The organism is Lactobacillus sp. PV037 (assembly GCF_014522345.1).
Taxonomy (GTDB): domain Bacteria; phylum Bacillota; class Bacilli; order Lactobacillales; family Lactobacillaceae; genus Lactobacillus.
This window is the reverse complement of the sequence record NZ_CP041987.1, coordinates 112,205-134,585: the sequence shown is the minus strand read 5'-3', so window position 1 is coordinate 134,585 and position 22,381 is coordinate 112,205. Positions and strand designations below refer to the sequence as shown.

Sequence of the window (22,381 nt, the reverse complement as noted above, 5' to 3'; positions counted from 1 at the left end):
AGCCTTTATTTAGTTAAGTAAGTATTTTCTTTAACATGATCTAATAAATGACTCTTGGAGCCAGTATATATTAAATCTAACTTGTACATTGCTCTTGAAGCAATCGTATAAAGAAGTTTTACTTCATCATCTTGGTGATAATTTTTTTCTGAAACTTCCCAAGCTACTACAGCATCAAATTCTAACCCTTTGGCTAAATAAGATGGCATAACAAGCGTTCCAGGAACTAAACGTTGATTTGCACTTCCAATTAAAGTAACAGGAACTTTTCTTTGTTTTAGTTCTTCAGCAACTGCCTTAGCTTCTGCGAGCGTTTTAGTGATGATGGCTGTTGTTAAGTTCTGCTCTTCGTTTTCTTTTAATACATCTTCTAAAACTTGATAAGCTTGATTGCTTTCATCACGCTGCCAAAAAGTTGGCATTGGACCGGTTCGATCAAACGATTCAATCTTTTCTCCTTGAAGCAGAATCTCCTTAGTAAAATCAGTCAATTCCTTTGTCGAACGATAAGATTTAGTTAACTGGACTACATCTGTCTTTTCAGGATCAAACAGCTTAGCAATTTGACCCAACAAAGTTTTGCTTTCATCTTTGGTGAAAATTGCTTGGTTTAAGTCCCCTAACATCGTAAAGCGTGCCCGAGGGAAATTATACTTCAGGTATGCTAACTGGAAAGGCGTATAATCTTGAATTTCATCAATAAATACATACCGCATATCAAAGTCAGTTCTCCGCCCAGTAATCAAATCATACAAGTAAAGGTAAGGTGAAATATCCGCCATTTGAATTTTACGATTCAAGAAGTTTTGTTTTACTTGCTCAACATGCTCTTGCCACTCTTCCTCAGTGATGTTCCACTTAGAAAGATCAATTAACTTAGGAACTGCACGTAGAAATGCTAAGTATTGACCACGAATATTTAAAAAACGGTTGCGATGAATTTTTTGACTTACATTCTTCAATTCCTTAGTAACAATTTTTTTAGCTAAAAAATGCTCTTCCTTAGCACTAGATTCAAATTCTTGTCCCGGGAAATCATATAAACTATTTAATTGTGATTGATCTAAAGATTGAATGGTTTTACTTACCCAAGATTTTTTAGTTTCTGGCTCAACCTTTCTTGCCAGTATGTCCAAAAGCTGTTCTTTAGTAGCTTCAATTCGATTAGTTAAATGATAATTTTCATTAAAACTATAATAAATTTCCTTTATCTTTTCTTTATCAAAAAATGGTTTCTTTTTACTCTTAAAATAAATATTTTTAAAGAGCATCCCACTCTTTTCTAAATGTTCTCCATAGCGCGTAATCGCATTAAAGAACTGCAAGGAATCTTTTAACTTAGTAATCTTTTTATCTTGGTGATTGTCTTCGAATTGTTCAAAAAGTGTCTCTACATCCATTGCTGGTACACGGCGTGAAACAAATTGCCAGTAAGTCATTTGGACCATATTTTGTTCACCCATTTCAGGAAGAACATTTTTAATGTAATCATTGAAGAGCTGATTTGGGCTGAACATGATTACCTGGCTTGAATTCAAATTACCGCGATAGCGATATAGTAAGTAGGCAACTCTTTGCATAATAGCACTTGTTTTACCAGAGCCCGCAGCTCCTTGAACAAAGAGTAAATCTGCATCTGTGTTACGAATAATCTTGTTTTGCTCACGTTGAATCGTCGTTACAATTGACTTCATTTGAGTGGAAGATTTCTCATTTAAGACATTTAAAAGCATCTGATCACCAATTGATTCATTGGTATCAAACATATTTTCAATCTTTCCATCTTCAATAATAAATTGACGCTTTTTAGTCATATCAACTGTTTGTTCACCATCAGGAGCGTTATAGCTTACTTTACCCAATTTTCCATCATAATAGATAGAAGAAATTGGAGCACGCCAATCATAAACCAAAAAGTGGTCATCTTTATCCGCAAATGATCCTAAACCAATATAAATCGTTTCACCCTCATCTTCATCTTTTTCTTTAAAGTCTACTCGGGCAAAATAAGGTTTCTTTTCTAGGCGTTGCAAGGTTGAAAGTTGCTTAGTTGAATGTTGCCAAGCATGTTCTCGTTCTTGCAACATTTGTTGTTGCTGATGGATTGAAAGTGCTGTATCCATTGAAGTAGAATAGCCATCATAATCTAACTTCAAGTCATCAAAAAAATGGGCATTTAAGTTTTTTGCTTCTGATTGGGCACTCCCGATTGACTTATTTAATTCTTTTTCCTTCTTTTGGATTAAGTTTAATACATTATCTAAATGTTTTTGTTCAAATTGTTTTTGAGATTCTTTTACCAAAGTTATATCACCCTTTTTATTCCTCAAAAATTTATTGCATATAATTCTAACATATTATTACCATTTACTAAAACAATCACTCTCTAAAACTCAAGATTTTCTTAAAGGCTATTAAGTTTTACTTTAATTAATACAAACTTTTATTTTTTTACTTTCTCTAGCGTTATAATTTACTAAAAATAATTAGAAATGTTGAGATAAGACTGTGAAAAGATTTTTTCGAAATATTATAATTTTAGGAATGTTAGCCTTTGGGCTAACTTATGCTTATCATGCTTCGGGATCTGTCTTTGAGAAATATTTTGGAACTAACAATCCTATTCCTTATATCACAATGCAGGTTCAAAACTTTATCAATAATAAGCAAATTCCGCAGACTGATAATGAGGACGCTGATGATACAAGTTCCCAATATCACACTTTTAATAAGCCCAGCGCCACGGTTTACATTGCCATTGAAGATCCAACTTTACGTAAAGCTTCCCAAGACGCCATCCAAATTTGGAATAATACGGGGAGTTTTACTTTTAAAACAACTACTACTAAAAATTCAGCTCAAATTGTTATGGAAACAATGAATGATGACCAAACTAATGCCGCTGGCTTAACAAGTGCCTCCTATAATTCAGTCACTGGTTATTTAGTTCACGCAGTGGTTAAATTAAACGAATACTACTTACTCAATCCACGCTATGGCTATAGTAACGCTCGCATCGTTAATACGGCTGAACATGAGCTAGGACATGCAATTGGCTTAAAACACACCCAAAGTTTATCAGTAATGTATCCGCAAGGATCTTATTACACTATTCAACCTCGTGATGTTAAGTTAGTTGAAAAAATTTATCATGAAAAAAAGGCTACTTCAAATAAGTAGCCTTTAATTTTGAATTTCTTTACTCTGAACTACTAAAGTCCAAATTTTGACACCAGCTCCAATTGCTAATAAAAGCCAAATCAAAAAGATTAAACTGTTAATCGAAATCATCTTCACTTGGCCTAAGATAGAATTATTTACTATTACATTAATATATAATCCACTTAAAAAACCTGCAATTTCAAATCCAATTAAATATTTAATAACTTTATTCTTTAATGTAGGGTCTTTTTTGGAAAAGCTTAGCTTCCAAATATTGCGCAAACAATCGCTACTACCCCAAATCATAATGGCAATTACCAAAACACTTGTCCACCAATTTGGATTACTTTTAAATTTAATAGCTAAATCAAATAGGTAGTAACCAATAATTCCAATAAAAATCCCTAAAATAGCAAGATAGCTTGCTAATGTCATTTTTTCTTTTTTCGTCATTTTTAGTTAGCTTTCTAATGGACTACTCCTATTTTACTACTTTTGAATTTATTGTGTGGTCCCAAACCATTTTGTTTTTAGTTTCTGCATTGTGCCGTTTCTTTGAAGAATATCAAATCCTTCGTTAATTTTTCTTTGTAAGGTCTTATCTCCTTTACGCATCCCTACCACAAAATAGTCAGCTGGCACTTGATCGTTAATAATTACTTGATAAGAATTTTTATCTTTTTGCTTGGAAATATAATAATTTGCATAGACTTCATCAAGTAAAATTCCTTGAATTCTACCAGCATTTAAATCTAAAAATTCATTTGGAATTGTGTCATACAAAACTGTTGATTTAGCCTTGAGCAATTTTTGTTTACCATCATACCAAGTTGCTGCAGTTGACCCTGTCTGTAAACCTAGAATTTTCCCTTTCATTTGTTTAAATGAATTAATATGGGATTTTTTCTTCACAACTAAGACTTGACGATTTTTTAAATATGGTTTTGAAAAGGCAGTCTTTTTGGCTCTTTGCGGAGTCTTACTGTATCCATTCCAAATCAGGTCAATTGTACCGTTACGTAATTCTGTTTCTTTCATTGACCAATCAATCGGCTGAAAATCCACCTTGATACCATATAATTTAAATACCGCTTTAGCCAAATCAATATCAAAACCTACTAACTTTCCTGATTTTGTCCTAAAACCCATTGGTACAAAAGAATCATCTAACCCTACAACTACTGTCTTTCTTTTTTCAATTCGTGACCAAGTATCTTGTGTATCAGTCTTTTTTTGTAAATTTTGACAACCACTAGCTAAAAGAAAGATTCCCAATAAAACCGCTATTAATCTAATCTTCTTCATGATTATCACCATTTACTGGAGTAATGCGTAAGACCTCGTCTGAAACTGTTTGGGCAAAATTCATATCGTGGGTAATTATGAACTGTGTATATCCAGCCTTCTTTAAGTCTAAAATCATTTGGGTAACCTGATCACGGGTAGCTGGATCAAGTGCACTAGTTGGTTCATCATAACATAGAATCTCTGGTTTCATAGCTAAGGCACGGGCAATTGCTACTCGTTGTTTTTGTCCCCCTGATAACTGATAAGGATATTGATTTTCTCTACCAAGCATATCTAGTTGTTCTAATAATTTTTTTGCTTCTGCTTCTGCTTGTCCTTTATCTTGTTTTAAAACTAATTCAGGAGCTAAAGTAATATTTTCTAAAACAGTTAAATTTGGAAAAAGATTATAGTCTTGAAAAACAACTCCAACTTTTTGTTCTTGAGCTGGATTATATTCTTTCCCATCTAAAATTAACTTACCTTCATCTTTTGTTTCAAGTCCTGCTACAATTCTCAAAAGAGTCGTTTTTCCCGCTCCTGAAGGTCCTACAACTGTTAGAATTTGCCCATCTGGCAAATCAAAATTAATCTTATCTAAAATCTTTCTACCATTAAAACTCTTACCTAAGTTTTCTGCTTTTAACATGTGCTCACATCCTATCTATAGTAAGAAAAGTGTGCTTCAATTTTTTTCAAAATAAGAGTACAAATTCCAATTAATGCCAGATAAATTAAGGCTACTAAAATTAAGGGAACTAATGTTACATCACGTGACATGGCAATATTTCCTGCACGCAATAAGTCTCCTAAGCCAATTACATAAACTAGTGAAGAATCTTTAAACAAGTTAATAACTTCATTTCCAATTGATGGCCAAACAATTTTCATTACCTGGGGAATAATTATTTTGCGCAAGGTTTGCCAATGGGTTAATTTTAAAACTTTAGCAGCTTCATATTGTCCAGGATCGATTGCTTGAATTCCACCACGAAAGATTTCTGCAAAATAAGCTGCATAATTGACAACAAAAGCAATCAAGGCTGCCTCAAATCTAGGAAAAGTAATTCCTAAAATTGGAAAGCCATAAAAAACAAAAATTAATTGCAACAGTAAAGGTGTCCCTCGCACTACCCAAACATAAACACTTAAAATGCTGGTTAGAATTTTTGATTTTGATGTTAATCCTAGCCCCACAATAATTCCTAAGGGTAAGGAAAAAATAATAGTTTCAAAGAAGATTCTTAAAGTCATTACTAGTCCACTTAAAAGTGAAGGTAGTATTTCTCCAATATAATTTATAGACATTGTTACCTGCTTTTCTAAAAATAAAACCCCCTTAGACTTTAAAGTCTAAGAGGGCGACAAGTGACGCGGTTCCACCTCAATTCATAGTTTACTTACGCAAACTACCTCATTAAGTTTAATAAAACTCTTCGCTATAACGGGCTGAAACCGACTTTCTATTACAGAAAATAACTCACAGATGTGTTTTCACTAATGCACTCGTCTTACTCGCAGCACTATAAGACTCTCTGAAGAGGTTGATTAGTTACTTGGTCTGCTCTAAGTTATCTTGATTATTTTTTGTCGACACTCTTCGATGATGTCGAAAGTATGGAATCCAAAAAGTAATTACATATCCAATGGCTAAACCTACAAAAGTCCAAACCATGATATTTTTGACAAAGAGGCCAATAATTAGGCCGATTAAGGTACACATCCCTAACACAAAAGAATTATGTTTTTGCATGAATATCTCCTTAAAATCTACTTTTCTATTTTATTTAATTTTACACGATAGCAGGGCTATTGACTAGCCTTAAATTTGTAATTCTTAATGGTAACCAGTATGATTTAAGTAGCAAGTAATGTAACCACTTACAAAGAGGTGATCTTAATGAAAGCACAAGATTTTTTTGCAAAGATTAAACATGGAATAATTGTTTCTTGTCAGGCACTTCCTGGGGAACCACTTTATACAAAAGCTGGTGGAATCATGCCACTAATGGCTAAAGCAGCGCAAATGGCTGGTGCTGTGGGTATCCGGGCCAACTCCGTTCGTGATATAAATCAAATTAGGGAAATGGTAGATTTACCAATGATTGGTATTATCAAACATGATTACCCACCTGAAAAGCCCTATATTACTGCAACAATGAAGGAAGTTGATGAACTTGTTAAAACTGGTGTTGAAGTAATTGCATTTGATGCTACAAGTCGCAAACGTCATGACAATAAAAGTATCAATGAATTTATCAAAGAAATTAAAAATAAATATCCCACCCAACTTTTAATGGCTGATATTTCAAACTTTGAAGAAGGAAAAGCCGCTTATGAAGCTGGTGCAGATATGGTCGGAACTACTCTTTCTGGTTATACTGCTGAATCTCGCACATCTACTGAACCAGACTATGAATTAATTAAAAAATTAGTTGCTGCTAATATTCCTACTATCGCTGAAGGACGAATCCATACGCCAGAACAGCTGAAGAAAGTTGCTGCTTTAAAACCCACCGGCATTGTTATTGGTGGCGCTATAACGCGTCCTTTGCAGATTGCGAAAACATTTGTGGATGTCTTACAATAAAAAAACGAAGAATTTAAAAAATTCTTCGTTTTTTTGCGTAATTAATAATTTAGGTAATTTATTCAGCTGTTATTCTGCATGTACATCTGCAATTAATTCAATTGGAGCGTGATCAGATTCATCAATTGAACTTAAAATTGTAGATTTTTCAACCTTATCAGCAATATCATTAGATACTAAGAAGTAATCTAAACGCCAACCAAGGTTCTTTTCACGTGCATCTTCACGTGCGCTCCAATAAGTATATGCACGTTCATCTGGGTGAAGAGTACGGAAAGTATCTTCAAAGCCTGCATCAAGTAGTTCTTGAAATTCTTTTCTTTCAGTTCCGGTAAAGCTGGCATTGTGGTGATTTTCACTTGGTTCTGCTAAATCAATTGGTTCAGCAGCCACACTCATATCACCACCAATAATGACTGGCTTGTTGTTAGCAAGTTTAGTTACATAATTTCTAAATGCTTGATCCCACATTACGCGGAAACTTAAACGTTGTAAATGTTCTCCAGAAAATGGAACATAAGTATTTACATAGTAAAATTCTGGATATTCCAAAGTAATAGTTCTACCTTGTTGATCAAATTCTGGGATTCCAATTCCATAGGCAACAGTCATTGGCTTAATTTTGGTAAATACTGCAGTACCATCAAAACTTTTTTCTTTAGAATAGTTCCAATACTTGTAGTATCCAGGTAAGTCAATTTCAACTTCATCTGGAGATAAACGAGTATCTTGCATACCAAAAATATCTGGATCTAATTCTTTGAAAGTTCCTAAAAAACCATGACGTAAGCAGGCACGAAAGCCATCAACATTCCAAGAGATGAATTTCATATTTATCTACTTCTTTCTTTAAATCTTAATTCTCTGTTTCAACTTTATTGTACAAAATCAAGGGGTAAGCGTTAAATATTTCGACTTAAAATCAGTAAAAATATTTTTAATTGTTTTTTAAGTTTTATAAATTGACAATGCTTATTTAAATAGAGTATTATGAAGAATAATAGATTTCAGAAAGGAGTGGTATATCCAAGATGGATACTCACAAACGCCCTCCAGCCTATACTCAAGACAGTGCTGGAGTTTTACAAAATTTAAGAACTAGTTTAACTGGTTTAAGTTCCCAAGAAGCACAAAGAAGATTAGAAGAAAATGGTTCAAATGAATTAGGAGAACCTCCCCATTTCTTTTTACAAAAATTTATGGATGGTTTCCGTGGCATCTTTATTCCAAAGTCACATCCAATTCGTCAAAAGAAACTTTCTTCTCAAGTAATGCGTGATGGTGAACTCAAAGAAATTTCAAGTAATCAATTAGTTGTTGGAGACATCGTTTATCTTGAAAAGGGTGATAATGTACCTGCTGATATTCGTTTACTTGAAACTAACAATTTACAAATCGAAGATAAAAAGCATCTCATTTGTCAAAAAGATGCAGATGTAATTTTACCAGTAAATACTGAATTGGATGAACATGTTAACATGGCTTATCATTCAACTTGCGTAAAAAATGGAAGCGGAGTTGGAATCGTTGTTAATACTCGCTTAGATAATGCAGAAGCTCCAATTTGTTTAACTGGTGAAAGTCATTTAATTCAAACAATTTAAAATTAGTAAACAACAAAGGCTGACTAAGTTTAATACTTAATCAGCCTTTTTAAGTTTCCTTATTCATACTTTTCAAAAGCCTTAATCATCCCTAAAATATCTTTGTCTTTATTGAGCAACTCAATTTCAACCTCAGCTTTTTTAAGAATATCATTTTCAGTAACTGGTCTTCCTTCAATTAAAGCAGCCAATTCTTGAGCAGATTTTTTTGCTTTCTTTGCCTGACTAGCCCCTACTGCCATAATTGTTGCCAGCGGGGTTACCGGCAAGATACGGATTAATTCTGTAAAATTATTAAAGTTATTGCGATCAATATAAGCTAAATACAGCGGAATTCCTAAATTCTGCGTTTCTTGCGTTATAAGTTCACCATAATAGCGTGACAATTCTCCTAAATCTTGGTTATCCACAAGCTGCACAATTGCTACGCAGTGCTGTTCATCTTCATTTAAAAAGTCAATCTGAACATGAAAATAATCATAGTTTAAGTCATCAAATCTTGCGGTAATATTCTCTATTTCACTAATTTTAACATCAGGATAAAAAGTCTTGATTACAAAACTTGCAAAGCGTGGTTCCTGCATTATTTTCGCAAAAATAATTTTATTTCCCAGGGTATATCTCACTATGAACACTCCTTTGATTTAAATTCATCTAAATCTTATCACTAACTTCACCAAAAATAAGAGAAAAAGCATTTCTGCAATAGAAATGCTTTAACAATTTATTTTATTTGGGTAAAGTTTGTTGCTTGTTTAACTACACCTTGTCCAGCGTTAGCTATTTGATAGGTAAAACTACTTGAATGCAATTTACTACCTAAAGCTAAAACGTTATTGTATTGCCAAAGTGAAACTTTACTATCTTGAGTTTTTGCAATGGTTAATTTACTTCCATCTGCTTTATAACTCCATTCTCCGTTTTTATTTTCAGCTTTATAAACCTTTTGAAAATCAGAGCTACTCTTGCTTGCTTCGATAGCCTTTTCTTTATTAGAAGTTACTATTACTTGGTCACCACTTTTAGCAAAAGTCATGTAAGCTTTTTGAGAACTAGCAGTTCCATTATATTCATAAACATGACCAGGAAGATGACTAGCTGCTGCATGACTTGCATAAATGTAAAAGCCACCACCAATTACTGCTACTGCGACAATTACTCCAATAAGAATCTTTATAAATTTTTTCATCTGTGAATTTAGCCCCTATTATTCATCATCAGTAGTTGTGTCAGTATCTTCATCGTTTGTGTCAGCTTTACTGTTATCGTCATCATCACTTTGACTGTCGTCATCGCTGCTTTGACTATCTTTATCTTCGTCGTCTTTATCGCTACTTTGGCTGTCTTCGCTAGAGTCATCACTACTTTGTTTGTCATCATCCCTCTTTGAGTAGCTTGCATAAACATGAAGATCGTCGCCATCACCATCAATAGAGATCGTTACATCTTCATCATCTTTATCGCTGTCTAAAGCACTGGTAATTTTGTCAAGAAGTGCGCTATAGTCGTCATCTTTAACAGCCTTAGCAATATCATCAGAGCTGATGCTTAATTCAGTTCCATCACTACCTTCAGTAAATGAAAGCTTGTCATTGTTATTAGCCTTCTTCAAGCCATCAACAACATCTGAAGCTGAGACTGAATCTGATGAAGAAGTATTTGAATCCGATGAAGAATTATCAGAATTTGAACTATCACTACTCTTATTTGAAGCGGCTTGACTAGAAGTATCATCACCAGCTTTGTAAATATTAGTAGTGTTCTTAGAGTTATCAGAATCGTTGTAGTACTGTTTAATAGCACCTGGTTGTACTTCAATATTTACAAAAGTCGGACCGTTATTAATTGTTACTTTAGTTTGCGCTACGATATATGGATCAACATGTGGGTGATAATCATCTGGAACATAACCATCTTTATTCAAAATTAAGATATTTCCTGCGTAAATAAGATTAGCATTTTCAATGTGATTATCGTAGCAAAGCTTAGCAACAGAAATACCAGTTGCTGCAGAAATACTAGATAAAGTGTCACCCCATTGAATCACATAGCGAACCCCATTAAGATTATTGGGATCGATGTGTTGCATTGCCATGTTATTTGAAACTTGAGCAGGGGTATTAGCAATCCAATTAGTAATATCAGCTTGCTGCTCAGGAGTCCCAAGATTATTGTTATTAGTAGTGTTTGCCATTGCGGTAGTTGCAAAAGTTGCACTTGCAATAATCATTGTCATTAACCCTGCACTAAACTGCTTTTTATTAATTTTCATAAACTTCTCCTCTTAAGTTAGTTATACCGTTATTAAATATACACCTTACTTCTTTTCAATTCAATACACGGCCTAGATATTGAATTTTTTGCTAGTTAATGGTTTTATTTTTCTTAATTTTTACGTTCTGTCTTTATTTACATTGTTAGCAAATCATTTGACGAATGGTTTGCCGATTATAAGCAGAATAATAAAAATAACTCTCACAAACATCATTAACTGGATGCAGTTAATGCAAAAACACTACCTTTGCCAAGATAGTGCTTCTCTTTTTATTGAAATTTTATTAGGCCTTTGTTCTGCTTAATTGTACTATATTTTACCGCAATATAATTTATTTTAATTAAAGCCGATTTTAGATACAACGGCCACCTATTCTTTGTAAGGTTTTAATTCTGAAACATATGTATCCACTTCGTTTTGTTGATCCTTCGTAGTGTAATAATCACTAATAAGACCATTTAACGATACACCTTTACTGGTTATGGAAGCTTCAGCAACTGTTTCTCCTTCTTGGGGATCAACATATTTTACAGTAACGTTATCACCATTTATCTTATAATAAATATAACTTGTTGGATCACCATTTGCTGTAATAAAATTATATCCCTTTGTTTTTTCATCCCCATATTTCCAGTTATCTCCATAATACATCGTTCCGCCTTTTACACCAGCTTTAAACCAATCAGGTGATTTCCAAAGCGCTACTAATACTCCGATTGTTTTAGATGAAATATTATTTTGATTATTATATCTTTGAAGAATTTCTCTATAATTTTGTGGAAAATGCATATCTTGTAAAATTCCTTCAAATCTTACCGGATGGAATTTTACCTGATAATTATCTAATAATTCAACTATTTTTCTAACCATCGTAACAAATACTTGCTTACTTTGTACTAGTTTTAAACAAATTATTAGTTCAAATACACCTACCTGATCTTTAAAAGTTAAATTTCTTTCCTCTAAGATATTGCTAATGCTTCTTATACTTGGAGATCTATATAAATACTTTGAATATGTAATTTCATTATGCGCAACTGCATTTCTAAATTGATTTACAATTTGATTAATATTCTCAATAACATTTGGAGTTATTGAATTAGTCCGCGTTAAAGAGTACTCACGTTTTCTCTTATTAGTAAAATCTTTAGCAATTTTTATTTTTATACTATCTTTACAATTACTATAAAAATAATTTAAATCACCAAAAGTTAGAAAGTTTACCAAAACCCATAATGGAACATGACCATGTCTATTAACATAATGTTTAATAGCATTATCACCATGTTTATCAGATGCCTTAATATTCAAAGTATTAGATAGAGAGCTAATTGTTTTTAAAATTTGTGGGGCCTTAGTCTTATTATCACTATAATTATTCATTTCTAAATATGAATAATTTTCTGGAAAATTTTCAGAAAATCGATATAAAAGTTCAGCTCCTAAATTAGTTTCATAGGAAAGAAGTGCATCATACAAAATAGATCTTAGTTCTTTATCCAAATTATATAGCGCCAATATTTCATCAAAATTCGTATCAAGGCTATATTGCTCTGGATTAAGAATTACACCATTTGAATCCCTAGCTAAAAATAAATGCTTATATCCATTTATTAATGAATAATACCCAATACTTTGTAATGCGTATATAGCATTTTCAGTAGAATCAATATTAAGTCCTCTACTTTTAAAATCTCTATTTGTTCTTCATAAGCTTTAAACGGTTTTGTATTTTTCATAATAACTCCCAAAAACAAAAGCCTTGATATAAAAATATACCAAGACTTCGTTTAGTTTAGAACCTACTCCCACTGCCTCTAAACTTGATCTGTTAGATAAATTATACAAATTATTTAGTATAATTGTCAAACTAAAACGTTCCAAGCAATCATACATGCTTTGAACTTTTATATCCCCTATCTTGCATCTAGTAATGATCCTTACAAGAAAATATTATTACTTGTTTATTTTCATAAGAATAAATGAGTCTATTTTTTGCATCAATTCTTCTAGACCAATATCCCGTTAAATTATCTTTTAAGGCCTCAGGCTTGCCAATACCTTCAAATGGATTACGCATAACGTCTTTAATTAAATTATTAATTCTTTTTATCTGACGTTTCTCTCCTCGAGTTTGCCAATAAAGATAGTCTTCCCATCCCTTACTTGTCCAACTGAGCATTATTCCTTATCCTCAAAATCTATTAAATCGTGATTTTGGAGTTTACCTGACTCAACTTCACGACGACCTGTAGCAATTTTTTCCATTAGATAGCTATTTGCTTGAATTTCCATCGTCTCAACTATCGCATCGTATTCATTTTTACTAAGAATAACTACATTATCTTCAGGGTTTTTATTCGTTACAATTAATGGTTCACTTCTATCATTTACCTGCTTAAAGTAGTCTTTCAAATGTTCTCTAAAATTACTATAATTTACAGCATCCATTTTAAATACCTCCCTATTAATTGTACTATTAATTGTACAATAGTATTGTGGTAATTACCAACATATTACTTTAGTCTTATCACTAATCCACTCTTTATACCCTATCTTATAATTATTTGAAAGCAGAAAATATTATGCGTAAGGACCAAGAAATTCTTAATTTAATTTCTACTTCTATTTAAAAAGTCCCAAGCACTCAAACATGCTTGGGACTTTAATTATCCTTATTACTTCCCTAATTCATCAAAGAAGCCCTGTTTTTTCAAAATTTCAATATAACGACTAACGGCATCACTCCAAGTTGGAAGTGGTTTAAAGTCATTTTCTTCAAGCTTGCTCTTATCCAATCTTGAATTAAGCAGACGATTTTAATAAATTTTTTGATCATAATAGCGAATTGTACGAACTGAACCATGTGCCTTTTTCGCAAATTCACCAATGGTGTAGTATGTTGGTATGCTTATTCTCACTAAAAAGCGTTAAAAGTTGATTAGCATTTTTCACATTGGGTACTACTGAATTACCAATCGTTCTAACTTTTCCTTTACCGAGAAATTTTTAATTTTAACTCTGTATTTTTACATCACTTATTTTTATAAATATCATTTCTTTTGCCAGCTTTAACCACAACAACTTTAAAAACATTATCTTTGATTTGAGCAATTATTCGGTAACTCCCAACTCTATATCTCCAAAGAGTAACAAAATTACCTTCTAAAGCTTTCCCCATAACGGAGGATTCTCACTACCTAAAATGTGCGTATCTAACCAAATAATAAGTCCCTTTTAAATCTGTTTATCTAATTTCTTTTAAAATCTTTTAGGGCTTTTTTATCAAACTCCCATGTATATTTTGTCATTAATTTAATCCTAGATCCTTAAGCACTTCTTCTCTAGACACCGTTTCTCCATCAGATGCTCTGAGATTAATGATAGCTTCATTATAGTCTAAAGTATCTGCTAATTTTTCAAGAATGGCATCCCTCATGAACTCAGTTGAATTTTTACCATCAAGTTTTGCCTGTTTATGTACCATTTTCAACACATCTTCATCAAATCTAATTGTTGTTGATTTCATTTTTGTTGTCATAAATCTTGTCCCCTTTCTATAATTATTACACTAGAACACATTTGCATTCTGAACGCTATAGATTGTTTCTTAAAATATATTTAACATAATTATCGCTTTTCTGAAGATAGGGACAGACAGAAAGCGTAAAATATTATGCGTAAGGACGAAGAAATCCTTAATTTGATTTCTACTTCTATTCAAAAAGAGTTTCCTTATTTAAAAAATCTCAAGCAGTTAATCCTGCTTGGGACTTTAATTATTCTTATTACTTCCCTAATTCATCAAAGAAGCCTTGTTTTTTCAAAATTTCAATGTAACGACTAATCGCATCACTCCAAGTTGGAAGTGGCTTAAAGTCATTTTCTTCAAGCTTACTCTTATCCAAACGAGAGTTGAATGGACGCACTGCTTTAGATAAACCATATTCTTCAGTCGTTACAGGTGTTACCTTAGTGTCATATCTGGCTTGACGATAAATTTCACGCGTGAAATCATACCAAGAAATATAGCCAGTCTTAGTACCATTTTCATCATGACCACTTACAGTTTCTGGTAATTCGGCGTTAGTTGCATGATAGTAACCGTACTTATCAGTTTCAATCATATCAACGAGTAAGCGTGCCAAGTCAAAAGTATAAGTTGGTGTACCAATTTGATCATCAACTACTTTTACTTCATCGTGAGTAGCGCCAACTTTGAGCATCGTCTTGATAAAATTCGATCCGTTAACACCAAACACCCAGGCAATACGGACAATGAAATATTTATCCAAAGTATTAGCAACTGCTTCTTCACCGCCAAGTTTTGTTTCACCATAGACATTCATTGGCTTAAAATCTTTGAAATCTGGTTTCCAAGGAGTAGTTCCTTGACCATCAAAAACATAATCAGTTGAAAGATAGACCATTGGGACATCTAATTGTTTAGCAACATTTGCAATATTTTGCGTTCCATTAACATTAACATTGCGAACTGCTTCAACCTTGTCATCATCTTCAGCCATATCAACTGCTGTCCAAGCAGCACAGTGAATAATTACATCTGGCTTTGCTTCATTAATTACTTGATTAACTGCTTCTGCATTAGTAATATCCAAACTCACATAAGGCGCAGTAGTAACGTAGCTTCCATCAGCAACACCAGCGTATTCAGGTGCAATATCAGAACCAATACCTTCATACCCACGCTTAGCAAGTTCATTCATAACGTCATGGCCTAGTTGACCATTAACTCCAGTTACAAAAACTTTCATCGATTTACCTCACTAATTAAAACTTGAAAGTATCTTTCAAGCCCTTCCAATTTTGATCGCGTTCAACAATATTAAGCTTAGTTCCATCTTCTAAACTGTAATCTTCAGAAGCTCCACTACCTGGATATTCTCCGACAACATGTGGCCATTCGATTCCAATTTCAGGATCATTCCAAACAAGACCACCTTCATCATTTGGATGCCAAAAATCATTAACTTTGTAGGCAAATTCTGCTTTATCACTTAAAACAAGATAACCATGAGCAAAACCTTGGGGAATTAAAAATTGTTTCTTATTTTCTTCAGTAAGTTCTACCCCATACCATTTACCATAAGTCTTTGAACCAGTTCTAAGATCAACTGCAACATCAAACACACTACCACGAACCGCACGAACTAGTTTAATTTGTGGATAGTGCTTCTGAAAGTGAAGTCCACGCAAGACACCTTTAGTTGAACTGGATTGGTTATCTTGAACAAAGTTAATACTAAAACCAGCATCCATCATATCACGTTGATTAAAAGTTTCCATAAAGTAACCGCGGTCATCACCATGAACAGTTGGAGTGATAACTGCTAAGCCTTCAATTCCTCCAACGTTTTTTTCTACTTTAATTTGTCCCATTTTACTTCTTCTTTCTCTCAAACTCTAGTAACGCAACTTACCTTCAGCAACTGATTTTAAATGTTGTCCATAAGGACTTTTACCATATTTCTTAGCTGCTGATTTCAATTGATCCTTATCAATCCAACCATGAATAAAGGCGATTTCTTCAGGTGCAGATACAGATACACTTTCTCTTTCTTCGATCATTTTTACAAAATTAGAAGCATCTACCAAACTTTGCATAGTTCCTGTATCAAGCCAAGCATAGCCACGGCCTAAAAGTTGAACTCCTAAGTTGTCATCATCAAGATACATTTCGTTTAAACTAGTAATTTCAACTTCTCCACGAGCACTTGGCTTAACTTGAGCTGCCCGCTCACTAACTCCTGCTGGATAGAAGTAAAGTCCAGTTACAGCGTAATTGCTTTTCGGACTAGCTGGCTTTTCTTCAATAGAAACAGCTTTGCCATTTTCATCAAAATCAACTACCCCAAAGCGTTCAGGATCTTTAACATAGTAGCCAAAAACAGTTGCCTTACCATTTTGAGCATCGTTAGCAGCATTTTTTAATAAATTAGTAAAGCCATTGCCGTAGAAAATATTATCCCCTAATACCATGGCACAAGGTTCACCCTTAATGAAATCTTCACCCAATGTAAAAGCTTGCGCTAACCCATCTGGAGAAGGTTGTACCTTATAAGACAAATTAATCCCAAATTGTGAACCATCACCAAGCAATTCTTTAAATCTTGGCGTATCTACTGGAGTTGAGATTACCAAAATATCCTTAATGCCAGCTAACATCAAAGTTGATAGTGGATAATAAATCATTGGCTTATCATAGACAGGCAATAATTGCTTGCTAGTTACTAAAGTCAATGGATACAAACGAGTACCTGAACCACCTGCTAAAATAATTCCCTTCATTATTTGTCCTTCTTATCTAATACTTCTTTTTTACCGTACATTTCATCGTAGTAATTTTGGTAATCACCAGAGATAATATTTTCCCACCAGTCCTTGTTATCTAAGTACCATTGAATAGTCTTCTTGATACCATCTTTAAACATAGTTTCTGGGAGCCATCCTAAATCATTATGAATCTTTGTTGGATCAATAGCATAACGTTGGTCGTGACCCTTACGGTCAGTAACATGTTCAATTAATGAGTAAGGTTTATCTAAGTAATCACAAATCAATTTAACAATATCAATGTTATGCATTTCATTGTGACCACCAATGTTGTAAACTTCACCAGGTTTACCATTTTGTAAGATCAAATCGATTGCCTTACAGTGATCTTCAACGTATAACCAATCACGAACGTTTTGGCCTTCACCATAAACTGGCAACTTTTCATCTGCAAGTGCTCGTTGAATCATCAATGGAATCAACTTTTCAGGGAATTGATATGGTCCATAGTTGTTTGAACAACGTGAAATTGTTACTGGTAAGCCATAAGTTCTACCATAAGCACCTACTAATAAGTCAGCACTAGCCTTACTTGATGAATAGGGACTTGAAGTATGGAGGGGTGTATCTTCGTGGAAGAAAAGATCTGGGCGATCCAGTGGTAAATCGCCATAAACTTCATCAGTTGAAACTTGATGGTAACGTTTAACACCATACTTGCGGGATGCATCCATTAAAACAGAAGTACCAATGATATTAGTATCTAAGAATACTTCAGGGTTTTCAATTGAACGATCAACGTGACTTTCAGCAGCAAAGTTAACTACAATGTCTGGCTTTTCTTCTTCAAATAGCTTGTAAACACCTGCACGGTCACGAATATCTAGCTTTACAAATTTAAAGTTAGGATTATCCATTACATCTTTTAAGGTCGATAAATTACCTGCGTAAGTAAGGCTATCAACACAGATGATTTCGTAATCAGGATGCTCTTTCAACATGTAAAAAATAAAGTTTGAGCCAATAAATCCAGCTCCACCAGTAACAATAACTTTCATCTTAATCTCCGATCTAAAATTTTATGTCATTGTTATTATAAAACATTACGTAACGTAACTTTCAAGGGTAAATTAAAATTATTCTTTCTTTCCTACAAAAAAACCAACATCTTTAGTAATATGAAAACCATCTTTAACTTTATTTTCTACAAATTGTTTAAACTCTTGATAATTATCTAATAGAATTGAATTTTGATTCCCATGGCAAGAAAGAATATAAGAAATAATGGGAGCTGCACTCGATAGTTCAATTGAATCTTCGTATTTATAGAGCTTTACATTATTAAAATATTTTTCTAAAATTTCTCCACCATTCTTCAAACCAAAACGATCATACAAATTGGTCGAAGAAAGGACAATGTTGCTGTCGAAACTTTGCACTAAGTCTGTAATTTCATGCATATGCTGGTGGGAATAAGTACTACAGTATATTAATCCACCCGGTTTTAAAATGCGCTGTACTTCTTTTAGGGCTTGATCAATGTTATTACAGTAAAACAACATATGATTGGCAATTACAATATCAAAAGTATTATCAGCAAAAGGAATTTTTTCTGCATTGAAGACACCGTATTGGAATTGCGACTGTTCTCCAATTTCACGTTTTGCATCTGCTAATATTCCCTCGGAAATATCTGACAAAATAATTGTTAATCCTTGGGGAATTTGAGTAATATTTTGTGACCAGAGTGCACCATTACCAGCTCCAATTTCCAATACTTTCATTCCTGGCTTCAAGTCTAAGTGCTGAAACAGCCACGGAAACCAGCCCGCTTGATTAGTTGAATAATCACGATGCAAACGAATTCGAGCCGCAATATTTGTTGCATTTTGGTATTGAGTACTTAAAGATTGCGTTTGAGCAGTTAGCTGCATTAGATCTAACATTTTACTCCAATCAACTTTTTGCTTTTCTTTAAGTGCTTCAGTAGTCGATTCTATTGCTTGGGAAACATTTTCCATCTGCTTAAGTCGTTCTTGGATTAACTTCTTTTGAATTTGCAACGAGTCTAACAATAGTTGCTCATCCCCAGAACCAATTGTCATCTCACGAATGTCACTTAAAGAAAAACCAAGGTACTTTAAAAGGAGAATTTGCTGTAACTTAGCAAAATCACGGTCAGTATAGCGTCGTGCACCACCACTTGTATAGGCAGATGGTTTTAATAAATTTTTTTGATCATAATAGCGAATAGTACGAATTGATACGTGTGCTTTTTCGGCGAATTCGCCACTGGTGTAGTATGTTGGCATGATTTTCTCTCTAAAAAGCGTTAAAAATAGAACTAAACTTTCTGGTATTGAGTATTTACAGAGACCCCTATCTTCCTTACTTTTCCTTTATTAATCAGAATTTGTAATAATTTTCTTACCCGATAAGGGAGAGTATCTATAATTTTTGAATGTCCTTGTGTGACTGATTACCATTTTAAAATTGCTTTTAAACCAATTTAGTATCTCTAATAGTTACTTCGATAGCATTCGGACTTATAAAATACTTTATTCAATGAAAAAAGCTACACTTCTTTATGAAGCGTAGCTTTTAACCTGAGTCAACTAGGCACGAAGCTTCGTTGACCAACGTCATTAGCGCTGATTCCTTAGTAATTATTATAACTCAACGTTTTAAATATTCAATCATTTTGTTTAAATTAGCCATAAATTCAATCAATGTTTCTTCATCATTATACCAATTATGTCTCTGGAATCTTTTTATTAAACTCTTTCCTTTCTGGTATTGAAAATTTCCTAGCCTTTCACTTTGAAGTAACTTATGAAGATAGAATACCGAAACTAAATCAACCATTTTTTCATAATACATGTCTTTATTTTTAATTTTCATGCTATTAGCAATACCGGTAATCTGAGCGGGCTTTTTATTTATTTTATCTGAGTTAGACAATAAATTTACCAAAATAGGTGTATTATGTGCACAAGCATTTCTTATATTCTTACAATATCGTAAAAGTTTACTAATCTTTTTTAACTTTATATTACTTTTTCTATTATTATAAAAGTATTCAGTAAATGCTGTTAATCCACCAAATGAAGTTGTTTCCAAATAGACCCATATAGGCGGATTTTCCGAATATTTATTGCTCATCTCTCTTAAATACTGATTAGTTTTCAAATTATTAATAGTAGCTTCATACTGATTATATCCAAATGAAGAACTATTTCTAAAATCTTGAACTACTTTGTAACCATCTTCATCATCTAAATAGTTAGATGTAAGATCTAATATTAAAACCTTTACAGAATGCTCTATATCTAAACATAATTCTAGCAAGTATTGTCTCAATTGCATATCAATTGCTGCCAAATCAGTTAAATAAGCAAAATCCAAATTTATGTATCTACCATCTTTATCTTTTTTTAAATTTTTCCTATATGACGCCAACTTAAAGTAATAATTCAACGTTCTAAGACATTTCTTAGCATCATTCTCTGTCATATGATTGAAAGTAATCCCCTTTTGCTTCATATGTTCTAGTAACTGAGATGTTGTCATCATCTTCTTCAAAAAATCATCCATTCTATATTGAGACTCGTAATTCTTTTCAAATAACTTTAAAAGCTATATTTATAATCATATTACTACACTTAGTATAGCAGACCACCTACCAGAAGCTTGTATGTGTCAATACTTTTTCGGTAGTTTTAAACCATTAGTTTAATATTAAATTACTAATATTGACTTAAAGCATATATTTAGTAGTCCCCATACGAGCCAGTATTAACCAAAATGGCATTGAATACTTGACTACTAAGTCATTTTTAAACTTTAGCTAGCTGAAAATTGTTAGAAAGCTGGCCATTTTTCGCAACACAGCAGCTAAATATCGTAAAGGTATCACGTACATTAGAAAAGAAAAACTCGTCATGGCTGATAATTCAGGACGAGGTAAAACACATATACCCCATTGGTATCGGATTCAAGGCTTGTCAAGCAGGCAAATCTATGCTGTTCAAAAATACTTCTATATTGTCAACTGAACTTACCGAAGCCAAGAATAAATATCAACTAGCCAAGCTTGAAAAGAAGATTCAGAAAGTAGATCTCCTAATCCTTGATGAAATGGGCTATGTCAGCTTTGAGAGTTACCAATTAGAGCTCTTATTGAAAATAATAGCAGATCGAAGTGAGCGTGGCAGTACTATTGTCACGACTAATTTGCCATTTTTAGATTAGACAAATTTCAAAAAATGAATCGCTTGTTTCAGCTTTGGTTGATCGATTGACTTTCCGCTCCTACGTTCTTGATATGGATGGAGAGTCATATCCTTTACAACATTCTAAAATGAACAATTAAATTTAATAAGTGGTTCAAATATTGACTGTCATTCTAACGTAACTACTTCAAATATTCATCGTCAATTACAAATGCTTACATTTACTCTAATTTATTAATAATATCTCTTGACTATTATATTAAATAGCTTTTCACATCTTTTATTAATAAAATCAATGTCATTAATTATAAACCTTTTATTTAAAAGATAGGGAATAATTGGATTCATATTTTTTCTCATTTTTAATTCTAAAGAAGGTGTCTCATTTTCAATATTCCAACAATTTCTTTTATTAAAACTCCCCCTATTATCAATAGCCATAGGGACAGAAAATGCAACAAGCCCTAATATAAAAGTATCCATATCTTTATGTCTTTCTATTAATTTTTTGAATTCAGTTGGTATACGTTCCTTATTCAAAATTCTTTCTAATTCTATCTTCCTCTTTAAATCTGCATAGGGAAGCCATATAAAATCTTTATTTAACAAATCTCTATTTGTTAATAATTTATATAAATCAATATCATAAACAAATATTAAATCACTAACTTTTTTCCATTTACTTTTATACTTTATAGGAATAATAATATTCGACAAAAAAATCCCGTAACTTTTGTCCCAGTTCTTTAATCTTTTCATTTCTCCCTTAAACACATTATCATCTGAATTTTTCTGACCAATACTTTGAAAATAATGGATATGATTTGTATCTTTCTTTAAATAGCCGCTTGATACCATTTTATCTAACTGATTGATGTAATCTTTTAAAGAATGAGGATTTGTAAATGTCTTACATTCAATTAAAACTGGCACATTA

25 protein-coding genes, 2 pseudogenes and 1 other annotated feature are annotated in these 22,381 nt (G+C 32.8%); of the genes and pseudogenes, 4 read left to right on the top strand and 23 right to left on the bottom strand.

Annotation, left to right across the window (positions count from 1 at the left end):
- Positions 1-5: 5 nt before the first annotated feature.
- Positions 6-2,303, bottom strand: coding sequence for an RNA polymerase recycling motor HelD (gene helD / locus FP435_RS01195; protein WP_265483943.1), 2,298 nt, complete (start codon positions 2,301-2,303; stop codon positions 6-8).
- Between the two features lie 205 nt (positions 2,304-2,508).
- Between helD and FP435_RS01190 the strand changes: the two genes are divergently transcribed.
- A complete protein-coding gene (locus tag FP435_RS01190; RefSeq protein WP_265483942.1) occupies positions 2,509-3,180 on the top strand; it encodes a matrixin family metalloprotease in 672 nt (223 codons plus the stop codon).
- A gap of 3 nt (positions 3,181-3,183) precedes the next feature.
- On the opposite strand, the gene FP435_RS01185 is transcribed toward FP435_RS01190, so the two are convergent.
- The 5 genes from FP435_RS01185 to FP435_RS01165 all read right to left on the bottom strand — a co-directional run bounded on the left by FP435_RS01185 (position 3,184) and on the right by FP435_RS01165 (position 6,202).
- The gene (locus FP435_RS01185) at positions 3,184-3,615 is read right to left on the bottom strand and encodes a hypothetical protein (protein WP_265483941.1); all 432 of its coding nucleotides are present in this window, start codon (positions 3,613-3,615) and stop codon (positions 3,184-3,186) included.
- Between the two features lie 48 nt (positions 3,616-3,663).
- Entirely contained in the window at positions 3,664-4,467 is an 804-nt protein-coding gene (locus FP435_RS01180) for an amino acid ABC transporter substrate-binding protein (protein WP_265483940.1), read from the bottom strand.
- A complete protein-coding gene (locus FP435_RS01175; RefSeq protein ID WP_265483939.1) occupies positions 4,454-5,098 on the bottom strand; it encodes an amino acid ABC transporter ATP-binding protein in 645 nt (214 codons plus the stop codon). The genes FP435_RS01180 and FP435_RS01175 overlap by 14 nt, the downstream gene beginning before the upstream one ends.
- An 11-nt stretch (positions 5,099-5,109) precedes the next feature.
- A complete protein-coding gene (locus tag FP435_RS01170) occupies positions 5,110-5,757 on the bottom strand; it encodes an amino acid ABC transporter permease (protein WP_265483937.1) in 648 nt (215 codons plus the stop codon).
- A gap of 46 nt (positions 5,758-5,803) precedes the next feature.
- Positions 5,804-6,027, bottom strand: a binding site (T-box leader).
- Complete coding sequence (locus FP435_RS01165) at positions 6,002-6,202, bottom strand: hypothetical protein (RefSeq protein WP_265483936.1); 201 nt, start codon at positions 6,200-6,202, stop codon at positions 6,002-6,004. (Overlaps the previous feature by 26 nt.)
- 147 nt (positions 6,203-6,349) lie before the next feature.
- On the opposite strand from FP435_RS01165, the gene FP435_RS01160 reads away from it, so the two are divergent.
- Entirely contained in the window at positions 6,350-7,039 is a 690-nt protein-coding gene (locus FP435_RS01160) for an N-acetylmannosamine-6-phosphate 2-epimerase (RefSeq protein ID WP_265483934.1), read from the top strand.
- A gap of 69 nt (positions 7,040-7,108) precedes the next feature.
- Here the strand turns inward: FP435_RS01160 and FP435_RS01155 are convergent, their stop codons facing one another.
- Positions 7,109-7,870: an exodeoxyribonuclease III gene (locus FP435_RS01155; RefSeq protein ID WP_265483933.1), complete on the bottom strand. Its 762-nt coding sequence runs from the start codon at positions 7,868-7,870 to the stop codon at positions 7,109-7,111.
- 200 nt (positions 7,871-8,070) lie between these two features.
- Here FP435_RS01155 and FP435_RS01150 point away from each other — a divergent pair, with 200 nt between their 5' ends.
- Positions 8,071-8,643, top strand: a complete 573-nt coding sequence (locus tag FP435_RS01150; protein WP_265483932.1) for a cation-transporting P-type ATPase — start codon at positions 8,071-8,073, stop codon at positions 8,641-8,643.
- 59 nt (positions 8,644-8,702) lie between these two features.
- Here FP435_RS01150 and FP435_RS01145 read toward each other — a convergent pair whose 3' ends face one another.
- The 15 genes and pseudogenes from FP435_RS01145 to FP435_RS01075 form a co-directional block, all read right to left on the bottom strand.
- Complete coding sequence (locus FP435_RS01145; protein WP_265483931.1) at positions 8,703-9,269, bottom strand: hypothetical protein; 567 nt, start codon at positions 9,267-9,269, stop codon at positions 8,703-8,705.
- Positions 9,270-9,367: 98 nt separating this feature from the next.
- Positions 9,368-9,832 (bottom strand): hypothetical protein, encoded by a 465-nt coding sequence (locus FP435_RS01140; RefSeq protein WP_265483930.1) that lies wholly within the window; start codon positions 9,830-9,832, stop codon positions 9,368-9,370.
- Between the two features lie 18 nt (positions 9,833-9,850).
- Positions 9,851-10,915 (bottom strand): LysM peptidoglycan-binding domain-containing protein, encoded by a 1,065-nt coding sequence (locus tag FP435_RS01135; protein ID WP_265483929.1) that lies wholly within the window; start codon positions 10,913-10,915, stop codon positions 9,851-9,853.
- A 372-nt stretch (positions 10,916-11,287) separates the two neighbouring features.
- A complete protein-coding gene (locus FP435_RS01130) occupies positions 11,288-12,550 on the bottom strand; it encodes an Lreu_0056 family protein (protein ID WP_265484618.1) in 1,263 nt (420 codons plus the stop codon).
- A 295-nt stretch (positions 12,551-12,845) separates the two neighbouring features.
- Complete coding sequence (locus tag FP435_RS01125; RefSeq protein ID WP_416202972.1) at positions 12,846-13,100, bottom strand: Txe/YoeB family addiction module toxin; 255 nt, start codon at positions 13,098-13,100, stop codon at positions 12,846-12,848.
- The gene (locus FP435_RS01120; protein ID WP_265483928.1) at positions 13,100-13,369 is read right to left on the bottom strand and encodes a type II toxin-antitoxin system Phd/YefM family antitoxin; all 270 of its coding nucleotides are present in this window, start codon (positions 13,367-13,369) and stop codon (positions 13,100-13,102) included. Before FP435_RS01120 ends, FP435_RS01125 begins: the two co-directional genes overlap by 1 nt.
- A gap of 227 nt (positions 13,370-13,596) precedes the next feature.
- Positions 13,597-13,734 (bottom strand): annotated as a pseudogene (locus tag FP435_RS01115) (dTDP-4-dehydrorhamnose reductase); the annotation flags it as partial.
- A gap of 12 nt (positions 13,735-13,746) precedes the next feature.
- Positions 13,747-13,827: pseudogene (locus FP435_RS01110) on the bottom strand (MerR family DNA-binding transcriptional regulator); the annotation flags it as partial.
- A gap of 401 nt (positions 13,828-14,228) precedes the next feature.
- Positions 14,229-14,459 (bottom strand): DUF6290 family protein, encoded by a 231-nt coding sequence (locus tag FP435_RS01105; protein ID WP_265483926.1) that lies wholly within the window; start codon positions 14,457-14,459, stop codon positions 14,229-14,231.
- A gap of 247 nt (positions 14,460-14,706) precedes the next feature.
- Positions 14,707-15,693, bottom strand: a complete 987-nt coding sequence (rfbD, locus tag FP435_RS01100) for a dTDP-4-dehydrorhamnose reductase (RefSeq protein WP_265483924.1) — start codon at positions 15,691-15,693, stop codon at positions 14,707-14,709.
- 16 nt (positions 15,694-15,709) lie between these two features.
- Positions 15,710-16,318 carry a dTDP-4-dehydrorhamnose 3,5-epimerase gene (rfbC, locus tag FP435_RS01095; RefSeq protein ID WP_265483923.1) on the bottom strand — a complete coding sequence of 203 codons (609 nt, stop codon included), beginning with the start codon at positions 16,316-16,318 and terminating at the stop codon, positions 15,710-15,712.
- 24 nt (positions 16,319-16,342) lie between these two features.
- A complete protein-coding gene (gene rfbA / locus FP435_RS01090) occupies positions 16,343-17,227 on the bottom strand; it encodes a glucose-1-phosphate thymidylyltransferase RfbA (protein WP_265483922.1) in 885 nt (294 codons plus the stop codon).
- A complete protein-coding gene (gene rfbB / locus FP435_RS01085; protein WP_265483921.1) occupies positions 17,227-18,270 on the bottom strand; it encodes a dTDP-glucose 4,6-dehydratase in 1,044 nt (347 codons plus the stop codon). Before rfbB ends, rfbA begins: the two co-directional genes overlap by 1 nt.
- A 78-nt stretch (positions 18,271-18,348) precedes the next feature.
- A complete protein-coding gene (locus tag FP435_RS01080; protein ID WP_265483920.1) occupies positions 18,349-19,524 on the bottom strand; it encodes a MerR family transcriptional regulator in 1,176 nt (391 codons plus the stop codon).
- Positions 19,525-19,888: 364 nt separating this feature from the next.
- A complete protein-coding gene (locus tag FP435_RS01075) occupies positions 19,889-20,806 on the bottom strand; it encodes an Abi family protein (protein ID WP_265483919.1) in 918 nt (305 codons plus the stop codon).
- Between the two features lie 264 nt (positions 20,807-21,070).
- Between FP435_RS01075 and FP435_RS01070 the strand changes: the two genes are divergently transcribed.
- Positions 21,071-21,463 (top strand): ATP-binding protein, encoded by a 393-nt coding sequence (locus tag FP435_RS01070; RefSeq protein WP_265483918.1) that lies wholly within the window; start codon positions 21,071-21,073, stop codon positions 21,461-21,463.
- 215 nt (positions 21,464-21,678) lie between these two features.
- On the opposite strand, the gene FP435_RS01065 is transcribed toward FP435_RS01070, so the two are convergent.
- Positions 21,679-22,377 (bottom strand): hypothetical protein, encoded by a 699-nt coding sequence (locus FP435_RS01065; RefSeq protein ID WP_265483917.1) that lies wholly within the window; start codon positions 22,375-22,377, stop codon positions 21,679-21,681.
- Positions 22,378-22,381 lie beyond the last annotated feature (4 nt).